Annotated in this window: 12 protein-coding genes; 7 read left to right on the forward strand and 5 right to left on the reverse strand. The window is 60.4% G+C overall.

Annotated features, from left to right (window positions below; genetic code table 11):
• Positions 1–51: 51 nt before the first annotated feature.
• Complete coding sequence (locus tag P9272_RS08190) at positions 52–282, reverse strand: hypothetical protein (RefSeq protein ID WP_128256588.1); 231 nt, start codon at positions 280–282, stop codon at positions 52–54.
• Positions 283–553: 271 nt separating this feature from the next.
• On the reverse strand, positions 554–1,999 hold the full coding sequence (locus P9272_RS08195; protein WP_128256589.1) for a calcium-binding protein: 1,446 nt from the start codon (positions 1,997–1,999) through the stop codon (positions 554–556).
• Between the two features lie 407 nt (positions 2,000–2,406).
• Between P9272_RS08195 and P9272_RS08200 the strand changes: the two genes are divergently transcribed.
• From P9272_RS08200 to P9272_RS08210, 3 genes are all read left to right on the forward strand, one after another.
• A complete protein-coding gene (locus P9272_RS08200; protein WP_278160120.1) occupies positions 2,407–4,155 on the forward strand; it encodes a type I secretion system permease/ATPase in 1,749 nt (582 codons plus the stop codon).
• A complete protein-coding gene (locus P9272_RS08205; RefSeq protein ID WP_278160121.1) occupies positions 4,148–5,521 on the forward strand; it encodes an HlyD family type I secretion periplasmic adaptor subunit in 1,374 nt (457 codons plus the stop codon). Before P9272_RS08200 ends, P9272_RS08205 begins: the two co-directional genes overlap by 8 nt.
• Positions 5,522–5,753: 232 nt before the next feature.
• Positions 5,754–5,885, forward strand: coding sequence for a hypothetical protein (locus tag P9272_RS08210; RefSeq protein ID WP_278160122.1), 132 nt, complete (start codon positions 5,754–5,756; stop codon positions 5,883–5,885).
• Positions 5,886–6,658: 773 nt separating this feature from the next.
• Here P9272_RS08210 and P9272_RS08215 read toward each other — a convergent pair.
• Complete coding sequence (locus P9272_RS08215) at positions 6,659–7,297, reverse strand: hypothetical protein (protein WP_278160123.1); 639 nt, start codon at positions 7,295–7,297, stop codon at positions 6,659–6,661.
• 628 nt (positions 7,298–7,925) lie between these two features.
• Positions 7,926–9,245, reverse strand: coding sequence for a glucoamylase family protein (locus tag P9272_RS08220; protein WP_278160124.1), 1,320 nt, complete (start codon positions 9,243–9,245; stop codon positions 7,926–7,928).
• 138 nt (positions 9,246–9,383) lie between these two features.
• Here P9272_RS08220 and P9272_RS08225 point away from each other — a divergent pair, with 138 nt between their 5' ends.
• The 4 genes from P9272_RS08225 to P9272_RS08240 all read left to right on the forward strand — a co-directional run bounded on the left by P9272_RS08225 (position 9,384) and on the right by P9272_RS08240 (position 15,345).
• Positions 9,384–9,581 (forward strand): hypothetical protein, encoded by a 198-nt coding sequence (locus P9272_RS08225; protein ID WP_278160125.1) that lies wholly within the window; start codon positions 9,384–9,386, stop codon positions 9,579–9,581.
• Between the two features lie 392 nt (positions 9,582–9,973).
• Complete coding sequence (locus tag P9272_RS08230) at positions 9,974–11,578, forward strand: MBL fold metallo-hydrolase (protein WP_278160126.1); 1,605 nt, start codon at positions 9,974–9,976, stop codon at positions 11,576–11,578.
• 9 nt (positions 11,579–11,587) lie between these two features.
• A complete protein-coding gene (locus tag P9272_RS08235; protein ID WP_278160221.1) occupies positions 11,588–14,191 on the forward strand; it encodes a cation-translocating P-type ATPase in 2,604 nt (867 codons plus the stop codon).
• Positions 14,192–14,283: 92 nt separating this feature from the next.
• Positions 14,284–15,345, forward strand: a complete 1,062-nt coding sequence (locus tag P9272_RS08240) for an AI-2E family transporter (protein ID WP_278160127.1) — start codon at positions 14,284–14,286, stop codon at positions 15,343–15,345.
• 163 nt (positions 15,346–15,508) lie between these two features.
• Here P9272_RS08240 and P9272_RS08245 read toward each other — a convergent pair whose 3' ends face one another.
• The gene (locus tag P9272_RS08245; protein ID WP_278160128.1) at positions 15,509–16,654 is read right to left on the reverse strand and encodes an efflux RND transporter periplasmic adaptor subunit; all 1,146 of its coding nucleotides are present in this window, start codon (positions 16,652–16,654) and stop codon (positions 15,509–15,511) included.
• Positions 16,655–16,687: the final 33 nt, after the last annotated feature.

The raw sequence follows: 16,687 nt of genomic DNA on the forward strand, positions 1-16,687 counted from the left end.
GGTACGGCTCGGATGAAGGAGATCCCAAACACATGTACGGACACCGAGACTCTATGAAGACCCGGCGCGCGATCCAACCTGCCGTCGCTCAATGACGGTGTATTCAAACGCCCGGTGCCGTCGGTCTTCTTCAAAGACCCGTATCCACCGGACCTCGGAGTTTCGCAGGGTAACGTCGCGATTGGTTGCGAGCTTTGCGGCCCGGAAAGGCGTTGGCGCAACGATCTTGTGCGAGACAATCACCTTTCCGGCGAATATCTCCTCGACCTCGTAGCTTGGCATGCCATCCTCCCGCCTGCTTGTCCCAGGCCGGAAACTTGGATCGCGGGAAAATGTTCCGGCAAGCTCAAGAAAAGAGCGAGAGACAAGCGATCGACACACGCGGGAGTTGATCGGATTGGGAAGTAGGTCGATCCCGGGGACAGGTAACTGAGGGCCGCAGAGAAGAGCCTCAATAGCCAGGCTGGGTTGGTTTTGCCATTCGGAGCGGCGTGGGCCGGTTTCACAGCCAGACCGATAGGAGCGACGACGCTCCTATCGGTTGGGCGGCTTGTCAGATCACAAGAAAGGAGTTCTCGGCCAAGTGCAGATGTGGGGAGAGACTCGCAAACTGGACCTGCGCATGGCCGCCGATCCCGTCGCTGTCGAAGGAGAGCGCTCCTGTCGTGCTGTTGTAGATGATGTGGTCGTTCGCATCATGTGCGCCGTGGCCGGCGTGGAAACTGCCGGCACTAAGAGGCCCCTTCTGAAGGCCAGCGAACACGGCATGGTCCAGATAGATCTTGTCTTGCGAAACGTTGAAGTCGGCAATTCTGTCGATATTGTACGGCCCAAGGGCTGTGTTGAACACGAAAGCATCGTGGCCGCCGTATCCCTTCAACAGGTCCGACCCGCCGCCACCGTTCAGCTTGTTGTCGCCATTGTTGCCGAGGATCGTCTGGCCGAACTCGTTGCCGGTCAGATCGATGGCAGCTTTGCCGCCGGTGCGGGAGGTGGACAGCTGCTCGATGTGCGAGCCGGCGGACAGAGCATAGCTGACAGAGGCCATCACCTTGTCGAAGCCGCCGGTGGATCCTTCCATTATTTTGTCATGTGCATTGTTGACGTGATAGGTGTCGTTGCCCTTGCTGCCATGAATAATATGATCGACGTGTAATGGGTCTGTACTTGTTGGCGGCGTGGGCTCGGAGGTTGGCAGCGGTGTCGGGTCCGTGGTCGCCGGGTCCGTGGTCGTCGGGGGCATCGACGACGTCGAGCTGGTGTTGTGCTCGCGGAAGATCGCCTGCAACTCCGGAGAGTTCTGAAGCGCAGTGTCGCCGTTCTGTGAACCCCACGCATAGGTATAGTCGAATGCTGGCGATGGGACCAGCTTGGCCCAATGATCAAACACAGCCTTCGCCTGCTCAGCGGTCGGAACAGCGAAGGCGGAGCCACTTTCGCTTACCCAATTCCCGCCGCCGAAAGCCTGGAATTCCGGGATGATACGGTCAGCCGGAATGCCTGCTGCAGTCGCGGCTGCAACCAAGCGATCGATCATGGAGTAGTCAGGAGTGCTGCCCGTATCGGAATGGATCACGTAGGCTCCCATCCCGTAGTAATCGATGCCCGTGTTCGCCGGATTGTAGCTATTGGCGAAGCTCGGATTGGCGTTGGACCCCATGTTCATCATCGAGATAAAGGTCTTTGCGCCTGGGAAATGAGAATGAATCCAGTCGGATTCAGCCTTGAGATTTGCCGCGGTCGTCAGCGGATGCCAGCGACCGGTCGGGTCCGGCTCGTCGCAGAGGTAGAATCCGAACACCTTTGGATTATTAAGGAAGGGGGTGACTTGATCAATGAATGACGAGGTGGCGCCATCGTGGGCGTTGAGATACACCAACGCCTTCATTCCGTCAGGCAGTGCGTTTACCTGCGAAACATACTGAACGTCGACGAGATTGAATCCTGCAACTGCCACGTCGGCGGTAGATCCACCCGCAGCATAATGGAGAGTTGCCATAGGCGCTCCTTCTTTCTTTTAATTCGGCGAGCCCCCTGCACCGCTTGCCTAGACGAAAGGTATATTAGAAAGAAATCACATACAGATTTCGCCGGTCAAAATAAGTGATCGCGTCCCGCTCGCTCCCTTGGCGTGGTCCAAGAAAACCCAATGTTTTCAGTCCGGTCCTGCTTCCTCAGCAGAGGCATCACAAAGCTTTTCTCCCGACATTGTCCCCGCTTTCCACCGATTTACTGCCTCATTTTGGGACAGAGCCACGATTTCGCTTCATTTGGATTAAAGTAGGCTACATTAGCTACGCCTCACGTCCGGCAACCGCTCGGACCTGACATATCCATGCAGTCAAGATTCTCCATCTTGGGCAGCGCCAACAAAGCCGCGCGGTTACCCGCTCGAATCGGAAGGCAATGAAGACCAAGCAAGAATTCTCCTCCCTTTTGCGGATCGCAATGTCGGACTGCGCTCAGGGCCTGTTTGGCGTTGGGCTTTTCTCAGCGGTGACGAACGTCCTGGCGCTGACCGGGTCTCTCTATATGCTCCAGGTCTATGATCGGGTGCTGCCGTCCCAGAGCGTTCCGACCCTTGTCGGATTGACGATTGGAATGCTGGGCCTTTACGCGGCTTACGGACTGCTCGACTTCGTGCGGCTTCGCCTTTTGGTCCGCATTGCCAGCCGGCTCTACAGGAACCTTCACCAAAGGGCATTCGCGATATCGGTGATTTTGCCGCTCAAGGCCGGACGGGAGGCGGACAGGCTAAATCCTTTGCGGGACCTTGATAACCTGCGTGGCTTCCTTTCGGGATCTGGGCCGACCGTCATATTCGACGCGCCCTGGATTCCGTTCTATCTGCTGGTCATCTATCTGCTGCACCCGTCGCTTGGCGTGCTGGCGACGATCGGCGCTGTTGTCGTGGTAGCGCTGACCGCGGTCGCGGAGATCTTCGGTCGCGGGCCTGCCAGGCTGACATCCGAAGCCATGATCTCGCAGCGCGCCCTTGCCGAGTCCGGCCGCCGCAATGCGGAGGTCGTTCACGCAATGGGCCTCTCCTCCAGATTGGCCGGGCGCTGGAGCGATATCGTTCATAGCTACCTGGCGCATCAGGAGCGGCTCTCCGACATCATAGGAGGGACCGGTTCGTTGTCGAAAGCGCTGAGAATGGCACTGCAGTCTTCGGTGCTGGGCCTCGGCGCTTATCTGGTCATCGGCGGCGAAGCATCCCCCGGCGTGATCATCGCATCATCGATATTGCTGGGCCGCGCGCTGGCTCCGGTCGATGCGGCGATCGCGAACTGGAAAGGCTTTCTGGCGACCCGGCATAGCTATTTCCAGCTCAAGGGGATGTTGAATTCGTTCGAAGACCCGGTCGAACCCATGGAATTGCCCCGGCCGCAAACACGGCTGACGGTCGAAAAGTTGACCGTCGCGCCGCCCGGCACGCCAAGGCCGACCGTGCTCGACGTGAGTTTCCAATTGTCCCGCGGCGCGGGCATGGCCATCGTGGGCCCGACCGGCTCCGGGAAGACGACGCTCGTGCGGGCCTTGGTCGGAGCCTGGAGGCCGCTCAACGGCAAAGTAAGGCTGGACGGGGCCCCTCTCGATCAGTGGGAGCCGCATTCGCTCGGCGCTCATATCGGCTATCTGCCGCAGGACGTAGAGCTTTTCGATGGAACGGTGGCGGACAACATATCGAGGTTCGGCGGCAAGAGCGACCCCAAAGGCGTGCTCGCAGCCGCGAGAGCTGCGGGCGTCTATTCGATGATCATGCATCTGCCGGAGGGTTTCCAAACGCGCATCGGCGAAGGAGGCAGGGCCTTGTCGGCAGGCCAGAGACAATTGATCGGCCTCGCCAGGGCGCTCTATGGCGAGCCGTTTCTGGTCGTTCTGGACGAGCCTAACTCGAACCTCGACGTCGAAGGTGACGCCGCGCTCGCCGGAGCGATTCTGGCAGTGCGTCAGCGCGGAGGCATCGTGATTGTTGTCGCGCACCGCCCGTCCGCTCTCACCAACATTGACCAGGTCCTGGTGCTGGCCAACGGCATGGTCCGCTCGTTTGGCTCCCGCGAGGAGGTCTTGGCGAGCATGGCGCGACCACCCGTTCCCACTACCCACCGTCCGATCATTCCGACCCAAAGAGGCGTGAGCGGGCATGCGTGACGTCCTGCCTCGCGTCTTTGCGGACCTGCGCTCCTATGCCGGCTTCGGTGCTGCTTCGTCCTCCGCGGGCGCGAGCGCGCTCAGGCCGCCCGGCAGCCTCGGCCCAAGCCTGGCTCTCGGCCTGGCTGTGACTTGCCTGCTTGTGGTTGGCGGAGGGCTATGGCTGGGCTTGACCGAGATTGCCGGTGCCGTCATCGCCCCTGCGACCGTGGTGGTTGAAACCAACACCAAGAAGGTGCAGCACCAGGCCGGCGGCACGATCAGCGGCATCTTTGCGCAAGATGGCGATCAGGTACGGGCAGGCGACGTGTTGCTCAGGCTGGATGATACGCTGGCGCGGGCAAACCTTGACATCATTAGCGAGGATTTCGACCGCGCCACGGCACGGCTTGCCCGGTTGGAGGCCGAGCGTCAGGGGCTGACGACAATGCAGCTTCCAGCCGCTCTGCAAGCGGAGATGGACAAGCCAGGCGTGGCGGCGCTGGTCGATGGCGAACGCGCCTTGCTCCAAACGCGGGCTTCGGAATTGGCGGGCCAAAAAACGCTCCTTCGCAGCCAGACCGAGCAGATCCAGCGACAGCTCGAAGGCCTGAAGGCGCAGCAGGCTGCGATGGATGAATCCGCAGCCTTGCTGGGCCGCGATCTCACCGATGTGGATGCCCTCTACTCCAAGAAGCTGGTTTCGAAGGAGAGGCTCAGCAACGTCAGATTGGACGCGACACGGGCCAAAGGCGAGTCCGGACGGCTGGCGGCGGCCGTCGCCGAAGCGCAGGTCAAGATCACCGAAACCGAGTTGCAGGTTCTGCAGCTTGACGAGCAAAGGCGCAGCGAAGTGACAAAGGAGCTGCGCGAAACGGAAGCTAAACGGACCGAGCTCGACGAACGCAAGATCGTGGCTCAGGACGAGCTCGCCAAAACTGAAATCCGCGCCCCCCAGTCGGGAACGATACAGCAATCCACCGTCCACACGATCGGGGGTGTAATCGCTCCCGGGGAACTGCTGATGACGATTGTACCTGATGCGGACAATCTTGTCGTGGACGCGCTCATTCCTCCGGCGCGGGTAGATGACATTCGGTCAGGTCAACCGGTCTCGATCCGTTTCCCGGCCTTTGATGCCGGCACGACACCCGCCTGCCGGGGCACGGTGAAGTGGATTTCCGCAGACCTGATCAAGGACCCGCAGCGCCAACTCTCCTATTTCTCGGCACGCATCAGCGTCGAGAACGAGAGCGGTTGCCTGAGGGATGCGAAGGTGCTCAAGCCCGGCATGCCGGCCGAGGTTCATATAAGCACAGGCCAGCGCAGTGTCTGGTCTTATCTGCTGAAACCGCTCACCGACCAGATGTCACGCGCATTCCGGTAGGCTGGTCCAGGAGGCAATCCGGCCCTTCCGAAGGCCGCCAAGCGGTACCCGGTTGGGCGCCTAATCCGCCGTCGTGGAACCCGAGCCCGCTTGCGCGAATGGCTCGACCCGAAATGCGAGAGCGGCCGACCAGACAACGGTCGGAGCCATGTTGCTCGCATTGGCGCTGACCGTCAGGAACATTAGCTTACTCTAAGGGTTCTCTCAGCAGGTATCGCACCCAGGTGGAACTATGGCCGAGCTGGCATTTGCGTTCGTGTATTATTCGGGGCTGACCGGCCACGACATGGTGGGCGCTATCGTGTCTTTGATGGCGGGACTGCTTCTCTACAACGTCGTGCGCGAAGACCGGCAAAACCGATAAACAGCCCCAAAATCGATAACCGCCGATCGATGAGCGGCCCGGCTCGAAAGCGGGGGGTGCCGACGAGCCAGGCCTGACCGGCGGGGGCACGGACTAGATACAGGGCGCCGGCTGATATTGTTATATCGGCTTATGCTAAAGTAATCGCCCTCCGAACGAAGGACGTTTGAACCGGCTGCCAGCGGGACGCCACAACGTGCTAACCATGGACCCTCTATGAGGAACTGCCACGACACCGGCTTAATTGGCTCCATCAAGGACGAAGATCGTCAGGTATCTTGGAGTTCGTTGTAAGCCACTTCGGCAATTCGATCTCGTGCAGACTCTCTTCAGCCCCAATCGGATCATGTTGGGCTAATCAGCTCACGCCATGTGTCAGGTGCGCGGCCTCCCCTATTCGCAGGATGAAACATTAGATTTCACTCATATGATGCGACTAGCCGGCTGGACTCACAACTGCCCGGTTAGGCCCGGCGATCGCATGCCGCACACCCGACGGCGGCTGCCGGGCCGCTCACGGTCGTGGCATCCAGCCTTTTGCGCCCCGTCCAGCATGAGAGCATGGTGGTGACTACTAGGGGGCCTCGCCCTCGTTGCCGCAGCATTCGGGGGTGGTTGCTTGGAAGCCGCTCGCCGGATGGTAAGAGGGTTATCCAAGATCAAGGGCTGATAGTGGTAAGCGGGCTGGGAGCAAACGAGCCCATCGCAGAGCGGTTCCGCAATCGCCCCGATTGAACCCCAACAGAAAAGCCCGCGATCACGCAGGATCGCAGTCAGCGCAGCAGCCCTTCGCCCTCAAAATCTTCCCAGCCGTGCAGCTTGGAGTGGGAATCCTCGTCCCAACTGCTGTCGATTGCGCGCGCCGCCTCGCGCTCCCGCTTTTGCGCGCGTTTCACGGCTGCCTTTGCGGCGGCACGCCTCCGGTTCTCGACCGCCACCGCGGCGTCTTCTTCCCGCCAGGCGGAGACAAGATCGCGATCGAGCACATCCTCGATGTGGCGTGGATCAAAGACGTGGAAAGTAATCTTTCTGGCGCGCCCGCGGAGTTTGACCTTCCTGGTCCCAGCGCTCTGCAAGCGGCCGTCTTTCAGCCAACGGTGCCGCTCGCCGGACGAAATTGTAAGGATGTCCTCAACTTCACGCGGGATCACCGGAAGTTCTTCGACGTCCTGCATTGCGTTGGAAACAATCGCCTTTGCCGCCTTGACATCGGCATCCGAGCCCTCCGGCAGCCGCAGGGAGAGGACTCTAGACTCAATATGAAGGAGCTTTCTCGACGCCGACGGTAGACGTGCACGCATCTTAAGAAAGATACCCCTCGCCCTGATCGACGATCCAAGCGTGGCAGTTGGGGACAGAGGCCACTCTGCAACCAGCTTTGTGTTCGGCTCGATTTTTCGACGCGCAGCCATGAGCGTTAGATAGGTCTTTGCCCTACCTAACTCAACGCGGCGAGCGGCGGTCCGCGGTGTGCCTGGTAGGGGTGGCAGGATTGCCGGACAGGAAGCTGCAGGCACGCAATATCGCACATATCATGATCTGAAGGCGGATCGACGCTATGATCGACGGGTTGGCCGGAGGCGGGGAATGTCGATGGCGGGCGGAGATGATCAGCGAGCCTAAAGCGGGCGATGATCACGGAAGCGTTCGCAGGTTGCCCAACACGAGGGGCGAGACAGCCTGGTCGGTGACATCCGGTCTTGCCGCCAGTTGACCAGGATGGCCACCACGGCGGCGCGTCGCCCGCGTCGACCAGTTCGGGGAAATGCCTGGCTTCCGACAGGGATCATTGAGCGTATCCGTTGTCCGGCCGCTGATCAGGATGAGCGTTAGGTCCTCATGCTCAGCCGATCAAGCCCTCCTATGTTTGAACGGAGTTGGGCGGGGGCCGCGTTGGTCTGCTTTGGGCGCGAAAACTGCCAGTCGGCTCCTGGGACCAGGTTGCTGACTTTGTTGCTTAAGGTCTCCCGTTGAATCGCCGGGAGGAACATCATCGGTATTATCCTGCGGGTCCTTTGCCGTCGTCACGATGGCGAAACGTTACCGTTCAACCGACAGCGAGGTGTGCGGAAGTTGCTCCAGCCAACCACCTTCGAACCCTGCCCGCTGCAGGCCTTCGCGTATGTATGGGCATGAGCGCATCAATCGCCATATCAGCCCGCTGCGTACGTTCTCAATCATCAATACGACGGGGCCTTCGTCCAACCCGAAATGCCAAGACGAGACCCACCAGCCAAATGCCCCTTTGGCTTTGCCCTGCGGGTGCGTCGGATTAAAGGACGAGGCAAAACCGTAGGTTCTGGTGGACTTGAGTTTGGCCTTATGGATCCAGAAGGCGATTGTCGGCAGGACGATTTCCGGGGCAAACGGCAACGAGGTGACGGCGGCCCAAGGTGCGAGCGTACCATCGTCGGGGCCAAACGGGACGCCACGCGCGGCGTAGTCGAGGAACCTACGTTCGATGCCTTTGAGTTTGATCGTGGAAGGCCCCGGGCCGTCACTGGCGGTTATGCCCCAGCAATGTTCTCCATAGCCATCAAACCCGCGTGGATTTTCCAGGGCGTAGCGGTGCTGGACAAGAGTGGCTCGTCGGCTGTTTTCGAAATAGTCGCTCTTCTTGTCGCGCATATAAGTGTCCTGCAGACCCCGAAGATCGATCCACACGTGCGAAAGTTGATGGATGAACAACGGGCCCGCATAGAGATAGTCTTGGCCGTACGCATGAAGCCATCGGAATGTGGCGCTCCATGCCGTGTAACTGCTTGAGGGCAGAGGATGGGTCGGTGAGCCAAGGCCCAGGACGTACAGAAGAAGCGCCTCATCGTAACCCTTCCACCGATACTTCAGGAAGCCAGTCTCGGGAGTCCAGCCGTGGGTGACCGTCTTGCCTTTGTTCAGCGCCCAGCGCCAGTCGGCCCGACGGTAAAGCGCGTCGGCCAAGGTGCGGATTTCTGCTTCGACCTTTGTTTTCCGGTCGAAGAATGCGCCAGCCGCCAAGGCTCCGGCCAGCAGCAGGGTGCTGTCGATGGTCGATAGTTCGCATCGCCAGGCCCGCCGGCCGGTTTCGATGTCGAGAAAATGATAGTAAAAGCCTCGATGTCCCGTGGCGTCCGGCTCTGTACCCTGAGGGCTGTTCCAGAAGAACCTCAGCGTGGCTAGCGTTCGCTCCACTGCCGCCTTCCGACTCATGAAGCCACGCTTCACCCCGACTGGGTAGCATCCTAGCGCAAGGCCGGTAGCGGCGATGCTTGCCGGCCAGTTGGCTTCGGTCTTGTCGCGAATAAGGCCGTTGGCCGGGTTTGCCTCATGAATGAAGTAGTCGAATGTCTCCCGCTGGAGGGTCTCCAGATCGTCGTTCATCGTATTGCGCCGGCCCTATTATCAATCAGCTTACCGCCGAGCATCGTCGGCAGTACAAATAAGCGCGAGTGTTTGCGGGATGTCGCCCGACGAGCTTACCCGCGAGTATTGCTGCGCCTGGCGTCGCGGGAAGCCGCTGTGTCGGACGCCGAAAGAGCGGCAAGCCAGGCCAATGTGCGGCGAAAGCATTCGGGCGCGAACGCAACGCCCACCCGGCTTAATGTCTCGTTTTGCATTGACGCCCAGAGAAGGATTTACATGCTCAATCGTTGTTCTAAAGCATTGCAGAAGAAGCGGGTGGCAGAATTGATGTGCATCAAGGCAGGTCAAGCCTGAAGCCGCGATAGCCAAGCCGAGAAAAGCGTCTGACCCGTTCGCTTCGCCGTGGAAAGAGACCTGACAATGCAACTTATGGCCTCTGTCTTTTTGCCGACCTACCTGGATCCGCCCGGATCGAAAGTCGCACCGAATGCCGCGCGAAGATATCGGCGATCGCCTTGTGTATAGTCTACGGGCATGGGGCCTCTCGGCCAGAGTCGAGTCGATCCATGCCGGCGACAATCCGATTGGCGCTGCATTGCAGGAGCCGCCATCAAAATCGATGGCGGCCTCCTCGTCATGGGTGGATGGGGTCATTCCCGACTTCGAGACTTTGTGCTTGATGGGCTACGGAAGGCTTCTAGCGGATTTGCGTTTACCGGTCTTGATGTCGCATTAGGTGTACGATCTTGGATCACGATCAGCATCCCGTTTTGCGCTTCCACGGCGCGACGCATTGCGTAACAGGATCATGCTACAAAATTGAAACGCCACATTGGCGGATCCTGATCGATTGCGGTTTGTTTCAGGGTTCGAAATCCGAACGGGAACTGAACTATGGCGCATTCCCGTTTCCGCCGGATGCGATCGACGCGGTCATCCTCACCCACGCGCATATCGACCACAGCGGTTTGCTGCCCAAGCTGGTGAAGCAAGGCTTTCGCGGACCGATCTACGCAACGGCCGCCACGATTGATCTTTGCTCCGTCATGTTGCCGGACGCCGCGCATATCCAGGAAACGGAAGTGGACCAGCTCAATCGCCGCAACGCCCAGCGCGGCAGGCCGCTGGTTGAACCGATCTACCGCAAGGAGGATGCGGTCGCGTGCATGCCTCTGTTTCGGGTTGCGCAATATGGCGACTGGACGACCGTAGCCGAAGGTCTACGGGTCCGCTTCTGGAATGCGGGCCATCTGCTCGGCTCCTCGTCTTTCGAACTGGAGATCGATGGAGGTGGGCGCTCGCCGATGCGCATCGTGTTTTCGGGCGACATAGGTCCGGGGCACAAGCTGCTCCAAACCGACCCGCAGGGCCCTTCCGGGGTCGACTATCTCGTCTGCGAAGCAACCTACGGTGACCGGGATCGCCCCGACGTATCGCCTGATCGGCGACGCACGATGCTCGGCGAAATCGTGCGCGGCGCTGCACGAGCAAACGGTCCCCTGATCATTCCGTCCTTCGCGGTCGAGCGCACGCAGGAGTTGCTCGTAGATCTTCATCTGCTCATGCAAACCGGCGAGATTCCGAGGGCTCCGATATTCGTCGACTCGCCGTTAGCAACGCGAGCAAGCGCCATATTCCAGAGACATGCCGATGAAATCGAGAACGGCGACGTGTTGCGCCAGGCCTTGATTTCAGCCGAGCTGCGGTTCACCGATACAGTCGAGCAGAGCAAGGCGATCAATCGCCTGACAGGCTTCTTCGTGGTGATAGCAGCAAGCGGCATGTGCGATGCGGGGCGCATACGCCACCATCTCAAGGCCAACCTCTGGCGGAAGAACGCCACTGTCATGATGGCTGGATATCAGGTCCAGGGTTCGCTGGGCAGAATATTGCTTGATGGCGCCCGGCGCGTGCGTATCCAGGGTGAGGAAATCGAAGTGAGGGCAAACGTTACCCTGTTCGATCTATATTCCGGTCATGCGGATGCAGCCGAGCTCTTGGACTGGATAATGGCTCGCGGCCCCATCGGGCAATCGCTGTTCCTGACCCACGGCGAAGAGGAAGGTCTTGCAGGCCTCGCAGAGCGCCTCAAGGGATCTTTTCCAGCGAGCAGGATCATCAAGCCGCAGCTTGATGACGCCTTTCGATTGGGTCCCGGGGGCTGCGTGCCAATCGAGATCAACCATGCCCGCAGGCTGAAGCCGGAGAGTGTCGGCCGTCTTGATTGGCACAACGATCTCTCCAAGCTCTTGCTGGACGTGAGCGAGGCCGTCAACTCGGCGGCGGACGAACGCGGTCGAGCCAAGATCATCAGGCAAATTCAGCGAGCGCTTGCTGCCCGGGGCGATTAGATGCAGCAGATGATGGGTGCCCCCAGTATCGAGAAAACGCAAAGTGGGGCTGGCAATTCGGAGATTGGAGAACGCCTGCGCGGCCTCAGCGAAACCGAGGCTCAGGCCAGGCTTCTCGCTGAGGGGCCGAACGAACTGCCCAGGTCCAGCCGGCGCACGCCATTTAGAATAGCCCTTGAGGTCATTCGCGAACCGATGCTGGCCCTCTTGCTTGGCGGAGGCCTCGTCTATCTGCTCCTGGGCAACCTGGAGGAGGCGCTGATCCTGCTGGCATTTGGCACGATGTCGATCGGCATAACCATCATCCAGGAGACGCGCACCGAGCGCGTTCTGGAAGCACTGCGTGACCTCACCAGCCCTCGCGCCCTGGTCATACGCGGTGGTGAACGCAAGCGCATAGCGGGCCGTGAGGTTGTCCGGGGAGATCTCGTCGTGCTCGGCGAGGGTGACCGGGTCCCGGCCGATGCCAGGCTTCTTCAGAGCCGGGACCTTCAGAGCGACGAATCCCTGCTGACAGGCGAATCCGTGCCGGTTCGAAAGATTGCGGCCGACGGGGCCCCGCCACTGACCGAAGGCCGGCCAGGCGGTGACGACCTGCCTCTCTTATTCTCGGGCTCGCTGATCGTTCGCGGTTCAGGGATTGGCGAAGTCCTTGCGACGGGGCCACGAAGTGAAATCGGCAAGATCGGGCACTCGCTGAGCTCAATGGAGACAGAGCCGCCGCGATTGCAGGCACAGATGAGACGCGTCGTACGTATTTTCGCGATGGTCGGCGGTGCGGTCAGCGTCGCCTCGGTCTTGCTGTACGGGCTGCTGAGGGGCGGTTGGCTGGACGCCGTGCTTGCAGGCATCGCGCTCGGCATGTCCATGCTGCCGGAAGAATTTCCCGTCGTGCTCACGATCTTCATGGCCATGGGGGCGTGGCGCATATCGCAGGCGCGCGTCCTGACCCGCAGGGCCGCCGCGATCGAAACGCTTGGCTCGGCGACGATCCTTTGCACCGACAAGACAGGAACCCTTACAGAGAACCGGATGACCGTCGCCGAACTGCGATTGGAGGATGGAAGGCGGTTGCGGCCGGCCGACAATCCGGAGACGGACCTGCCGGCGGCATTCGCCGATTTGGTCGAGACTGGCGTGCTCGCCAGCGCGCAAATTCCTTTCGACCCCATGGAGATCGCATTTCACAAACTCGGCAAGGAACGGCTGCGCAACCACAGAGTTCTGGACAAACCGGATTGGGAACTGGTCCACGCATATCCGCTTCGCCCCGGCCTACTCGCGATGTCGAATGTCTGGCGGTCGACAGGTAGCGATGACGATACGTTGGTGGCAGCAAAAGGTGCGCCAGAGGCGATCGCGGCGCTGTGCCGTCTGGACGCAAAGGTCTTCAAGGTCTTGACCGGCTTGGTGGAAGCCATGGCCAACGAGGGATTGCGCGTTCTCGGCGTGGCCCGCGCTGTTCATCGCGGCACCGACTTGCCTAAGACGCAACATGATTTCAAATTCGAATTCCTCGGGCTGGTCGGTCTGACCGATCCGCTGCGCGCTCGCGTTCCCGAAGCTGTCAGCGACTGCCGTTCGGCCGGCATCAAGGTGATGATGATCACCGGTGACTACCCGGCGACGGCCAAGATAATCGCGCGCCAGGCTGGCCTCGACGCGGAAAGCGTGGTGACCGGCACTGAGATGCAAGCGCTCAATGACGACGAGCTGGCGCTGCGGGTGAAAACCGCAACCGTGTTCGCGCGTATCATGCCCGAACAGAAACTTCGCATCGTGAGCGCACTGAAATCGAGTGGTGAGATCGTGGCCATGACCGGCGACGGCGTCAATGACGCGCCGTCGCTGAAAGCAGCCAATATCGGGATTGCCATGGGCGGTCGTGGCACCGACGTCGCGCGCGAGGCATCGTCGATCGTCCTGCTCGACGATGATTTCGGTTCGATCGTCAAGGCCGTTCGGCTTGGCCGCCGCATCTTCGACAATCTGCGCAAGGCGATAGGGTTCATCTTCGCGGTCCACGTGCCGATCGCGGGCCTCTCGCTGCTCCCGCTGCTGTTTAGCCTGCCGATCCTGTTCGGGCCGATCCACATCGCCTTTCTGGAGATGGTGATCGATCCGGTGTGTTCGCTGGTCTTCGAGGCGGAAAACGAAGAAGACGATGTCATGCGCCGTCCGCCACGCAATCCAGACTCGCCCCTGTTCTCCGGGGCGTTGATCGGGTGGGGACTGATCCAGGGGATTGTTGCCTTCGCGCTTCTCGCGGGCATTTACATTGTCGCCCTTAGACAAGGCATGGCCGAGAACGAAATCCGGGCGCTGACGTTCTTCTCGCTGGTGCTGACAATCGTGGGGCTGATTTTTGTCAACCGCTCCTTCAGCGCGTCCATTTTGACCGCGCTTCACAGGCCGAACCGATCGCTCATGATTGTTGTCGTCACTGTCGCGTCAATGCTGGCCGGCACCCTTCTGTGGCCGTTTGCCACCAGTCTCTTCCGCTTCGGACCACTGCATCTCGACGATCTCGCTATGACGTTTGCCGCGGGATTTGTCGTGCTGGCAGGCCTCGAGTTACTGAAGCCACTCTGGCGGGAGCGTCTTAAAGCCTAGCCGCAGGAGCCGATCCATGACGGGTGAGTTGATGATCAACAAAAGTTGAATGTCATGCAAACTCCCGCACGAACCGTTTCGGAGTTGGCGAGATGAACGCTGGCGCTCCTCGAGTTCGCCGCAGCCGCGCAAGCACGTTTGTTCTAGCCGCTGCCGCGATCATCGGGATTGTCGTCTGCGTGCTTTTGGCCCGGCCATTTTTAGGCGCGATCACCTGGGCGTCTGCGCTGGCAATCCTCTTTGGCCCTTTCCAAGGCTGGATCGAGACGAAGGCGAAACATCCGAACCTGGCGGCGATGGTTTCAGTATTGACGATCGTGCTGCTCGTCTTTGTCCCGGCAGCTTTGGTGGTGGAGCGTCTGGTCGAGGAAGCTGCTTCCGGGGCTGCCTCTGTCCGAACCCGGTTAGCGGATGGAGAGCTCCAGCGGCTCCTGAACGCGCATCCCAGCATAGCACCTATTGGAAGGTGGATAGATCAACAGGTCGATCTGCCCTCGATGATCGCGAGCCTCGCAACATGGCTAAGCAATGCCGGCGCGACTTTCGTCAAGAGCTCGGTGTTGCAGATCGCGGAGGTCCTTATAACGTTCTACATGCTGTTCTACTTCCTTCGCGATCGGAAAGCCGTTGCACGCCTTCTTCGCGATTGGATGCCGCTGGACAGCGCCGAGACGGAGCGATTGTTTCAGCGCGTCTTCGATACCGTTCACGCAACAATATATGGGACGCTAGCCGTCGCGGCGGTTCAAGGTTCTTTGGGCGGCCTGATGTTCTGGGTCCTGGGATTGCCGACGCCCCTTCTTTGGGGCGTGGTGATGAGCCTGCTTTCCGTCGTGCCGGTCCTGGGTGCTTTCATCGTGTGGATACCGGCGGCTATCCTGCTCCTGCTTGATGGTGATTGGGGTAAGGCCCTGATCCTCACGGTTTGGGGCGCCATTGTCGTAGGCGGGATCGACAACCTCCTTCGGCCGCTGCTGGTGGGAAACCAACTGAGGCTCCACACGATTCCCGCTTTCATATCGATGATAGGTGGGCTGGCGGTTTTCGGGGCTCCCGGGTTCATACTTGGCCCCTTGGCTGTTACCGTGACGATGCTGCTCGTCGAGGTGTGGGCAGCGTCCGGCCGAACGAGCTATCGCGAGGATCCGATGTGACAGCGTGCCAAAGTGTCCCAAGAATGCGAGCGATCGGACGTTGGCCGTGAAGCAGAGCTGCGCTGCCAACAAAGATCGCCGTCGCCAACTCTGTTGTTGCACCTTCCCGACGCTCTTTTGGATTGGGTAGACCATCTCGCTGCGGACACGATGAGCCCAGCCCCTACTGGACCCTGATCTTGCTGCCATCGGCAAGCGAAGCAGGCGGATAGACGACTACCATCTCACCCGGCCGTATGCCCTGGGCCACGGCAAAGCGTGCCGAGCGCCGCGTGACCTCGATCTCCCGGAGATATGCGCGCCCTTGATCGACGACAAAGATGCTCCAGGCATCGCCTCGCCGGAATAAAGCTCCCATCGGCAAGACAGTTGCCTTGTCAATCTGGTCGATCGCGATACTGACCTCGACACGGTAACCGTCTCCGAGACTGGTCCAGCTCTGCCGCGGCGAGACTATGTCGATGATGACCCAGACGCGCTGTTCTTCCACGCCGAGCGCGGAGATCTTGGCGAAGCCGGAAGGCTCGACACGCCGCACGACGCCCTGCAAATCCGAAGGCCCGCCCCACCGCGCGATGGTCGCCTTATCGCCCTGCCTTATACGGGCGGCTTCGGTCGTCAAAACATCCACCGCGACTTCGAGGTCGCCCGGGTCCCCCAGTTCGACCAATGGGGCCGCCAACGAGACCACGCTCTCGCTTTCCTGTTCGACCCTGAGAACGCGTCCATCTATGGGCGACAGAACCGGGAAGCCTTCGCCCGGATCGGGATTGCCGGCAGATTGCAGTGCAGCGCGAGCCTGCTCCAGGACATGAGTTGCGGCATGCGAGCGGCGCTCGGCGGCATCCGCCTGCCGGCCGGCGGACTGGAAGAGGGCCTGTTCTCTTTCCAGTTGCGCCGCAGCCGCCACATTACGCTGTGCAAGCTGCCTTGTGCGCTCAAGATCCGTGCTAGCTTGAGCCAGGAGGACCTTGGCCTGCTCGTGAATCGCTTCAGCCTCTTCGACGCCAGCCTCGGCTGCGCCGACCTGCGCCTCGAGTTCCTGCCGCACTCGTGAATCCAGCAAAGGAGAAACAGGCGGCGTGATGGTCGCCAGTTTTTGCCCGGCGTGCACGACATCGCCGGCCTTCAGTATCAGCCGCTGCACGCGACCCGATAAAGGCGCCGACACCATATAGCGATCGCGCACGCGCGTGCGTCCGTCTTCCTCGATCGTATCCTGAAACGTCGTCATCACGACCTCGGCGGTCTCGACCAGAATGGGCTGCGGCAAGAGGAGCCAATAGAGGCCCGCCGCCGCGATCGACACCAGCAAGAGTCCAGCAGCGATCGAGGTAGGCCG

It is taken from the genome of Mesorhizobium sp. WSM4976, assembly GCF_029625685.1.
Classification (GTDB): domain Bacteria; phylum Pseudomonadota; class Alphaproteobacteria; order Rhizobiales; family Rhizobiaceae; genus Mesorhizobium.

What these genes read in the sequence shown, in the direction of transcription:
- P9272_RS08220 (WP_278160124.1), bottom strand. Translation starts at nt 9,245, where the DNA reads ATGAACGACGATCTGGAGACCCTCCAGCGGGAGACATTCGACTACTTC.
- P9272_RS08240 (WP_278160127.1), top strand. Translation starts at nt 14,284, where the DNA reads ATGAACGCTGGCGCTCCTCGAGTTCGCCGCAGCCGCGCAAGCACGTTT.
- P9272_RS08205 (WP_278160121.1), top strand. Translation starts at nt 4,148, where the DNA reads ATGCGTGACGTCCTGCCTCGCGTCTTTGCGGACCTGCGCTCCTATGCC.
- P9272_RS08215 (WP_278160123.1), bottom strand. Translation starts at nt 7,297, where the DNA reads ATGGCTGCGCGTCGAAAAATCGAGCCGAACACAAAGCTGGTTGCAGAG.
- P9272_RS08195 (WP_128256589.1), bottom strand. Translation starts at nt 1,999, where the DNA reads ATGGCAACTCTCCATTATGCTGCGGGTGGATCTACCGCCGACGTGGCA.
- P9272_RS08235 (WP_278160221.1), top strand. Translation starts at nt 11,588, where the DNA reads ATGATGGGTGCCCCCAGTATCGAGAAAACGCAAAGTGGGGCTGGCAAT.
- P9272_RS08190 (WP_128256588.1), bottom strand. Translation starts at nt 282, where the DNA reads ATGCCAAGCTACGAGGTCGAGGAGATATTCGCCGGAAAGGTGATTGTC.
- P9272_RS08210 (WP_278160122.1), top strand. Translation starts at nt 5,754, where the DNA reads ATGGCCGAGCTGGCATTTGCGTTCGTGTATTATTCGGGGCTGACCGGC.
- P9272_RS08200 (WP_278160120.1), top strand. Translation starts at nt 2,407, where the DNA reads ATGAAGACCAAGCAAGAATTCTCCTCCCTTTTGCGGATCGCAATGTCG.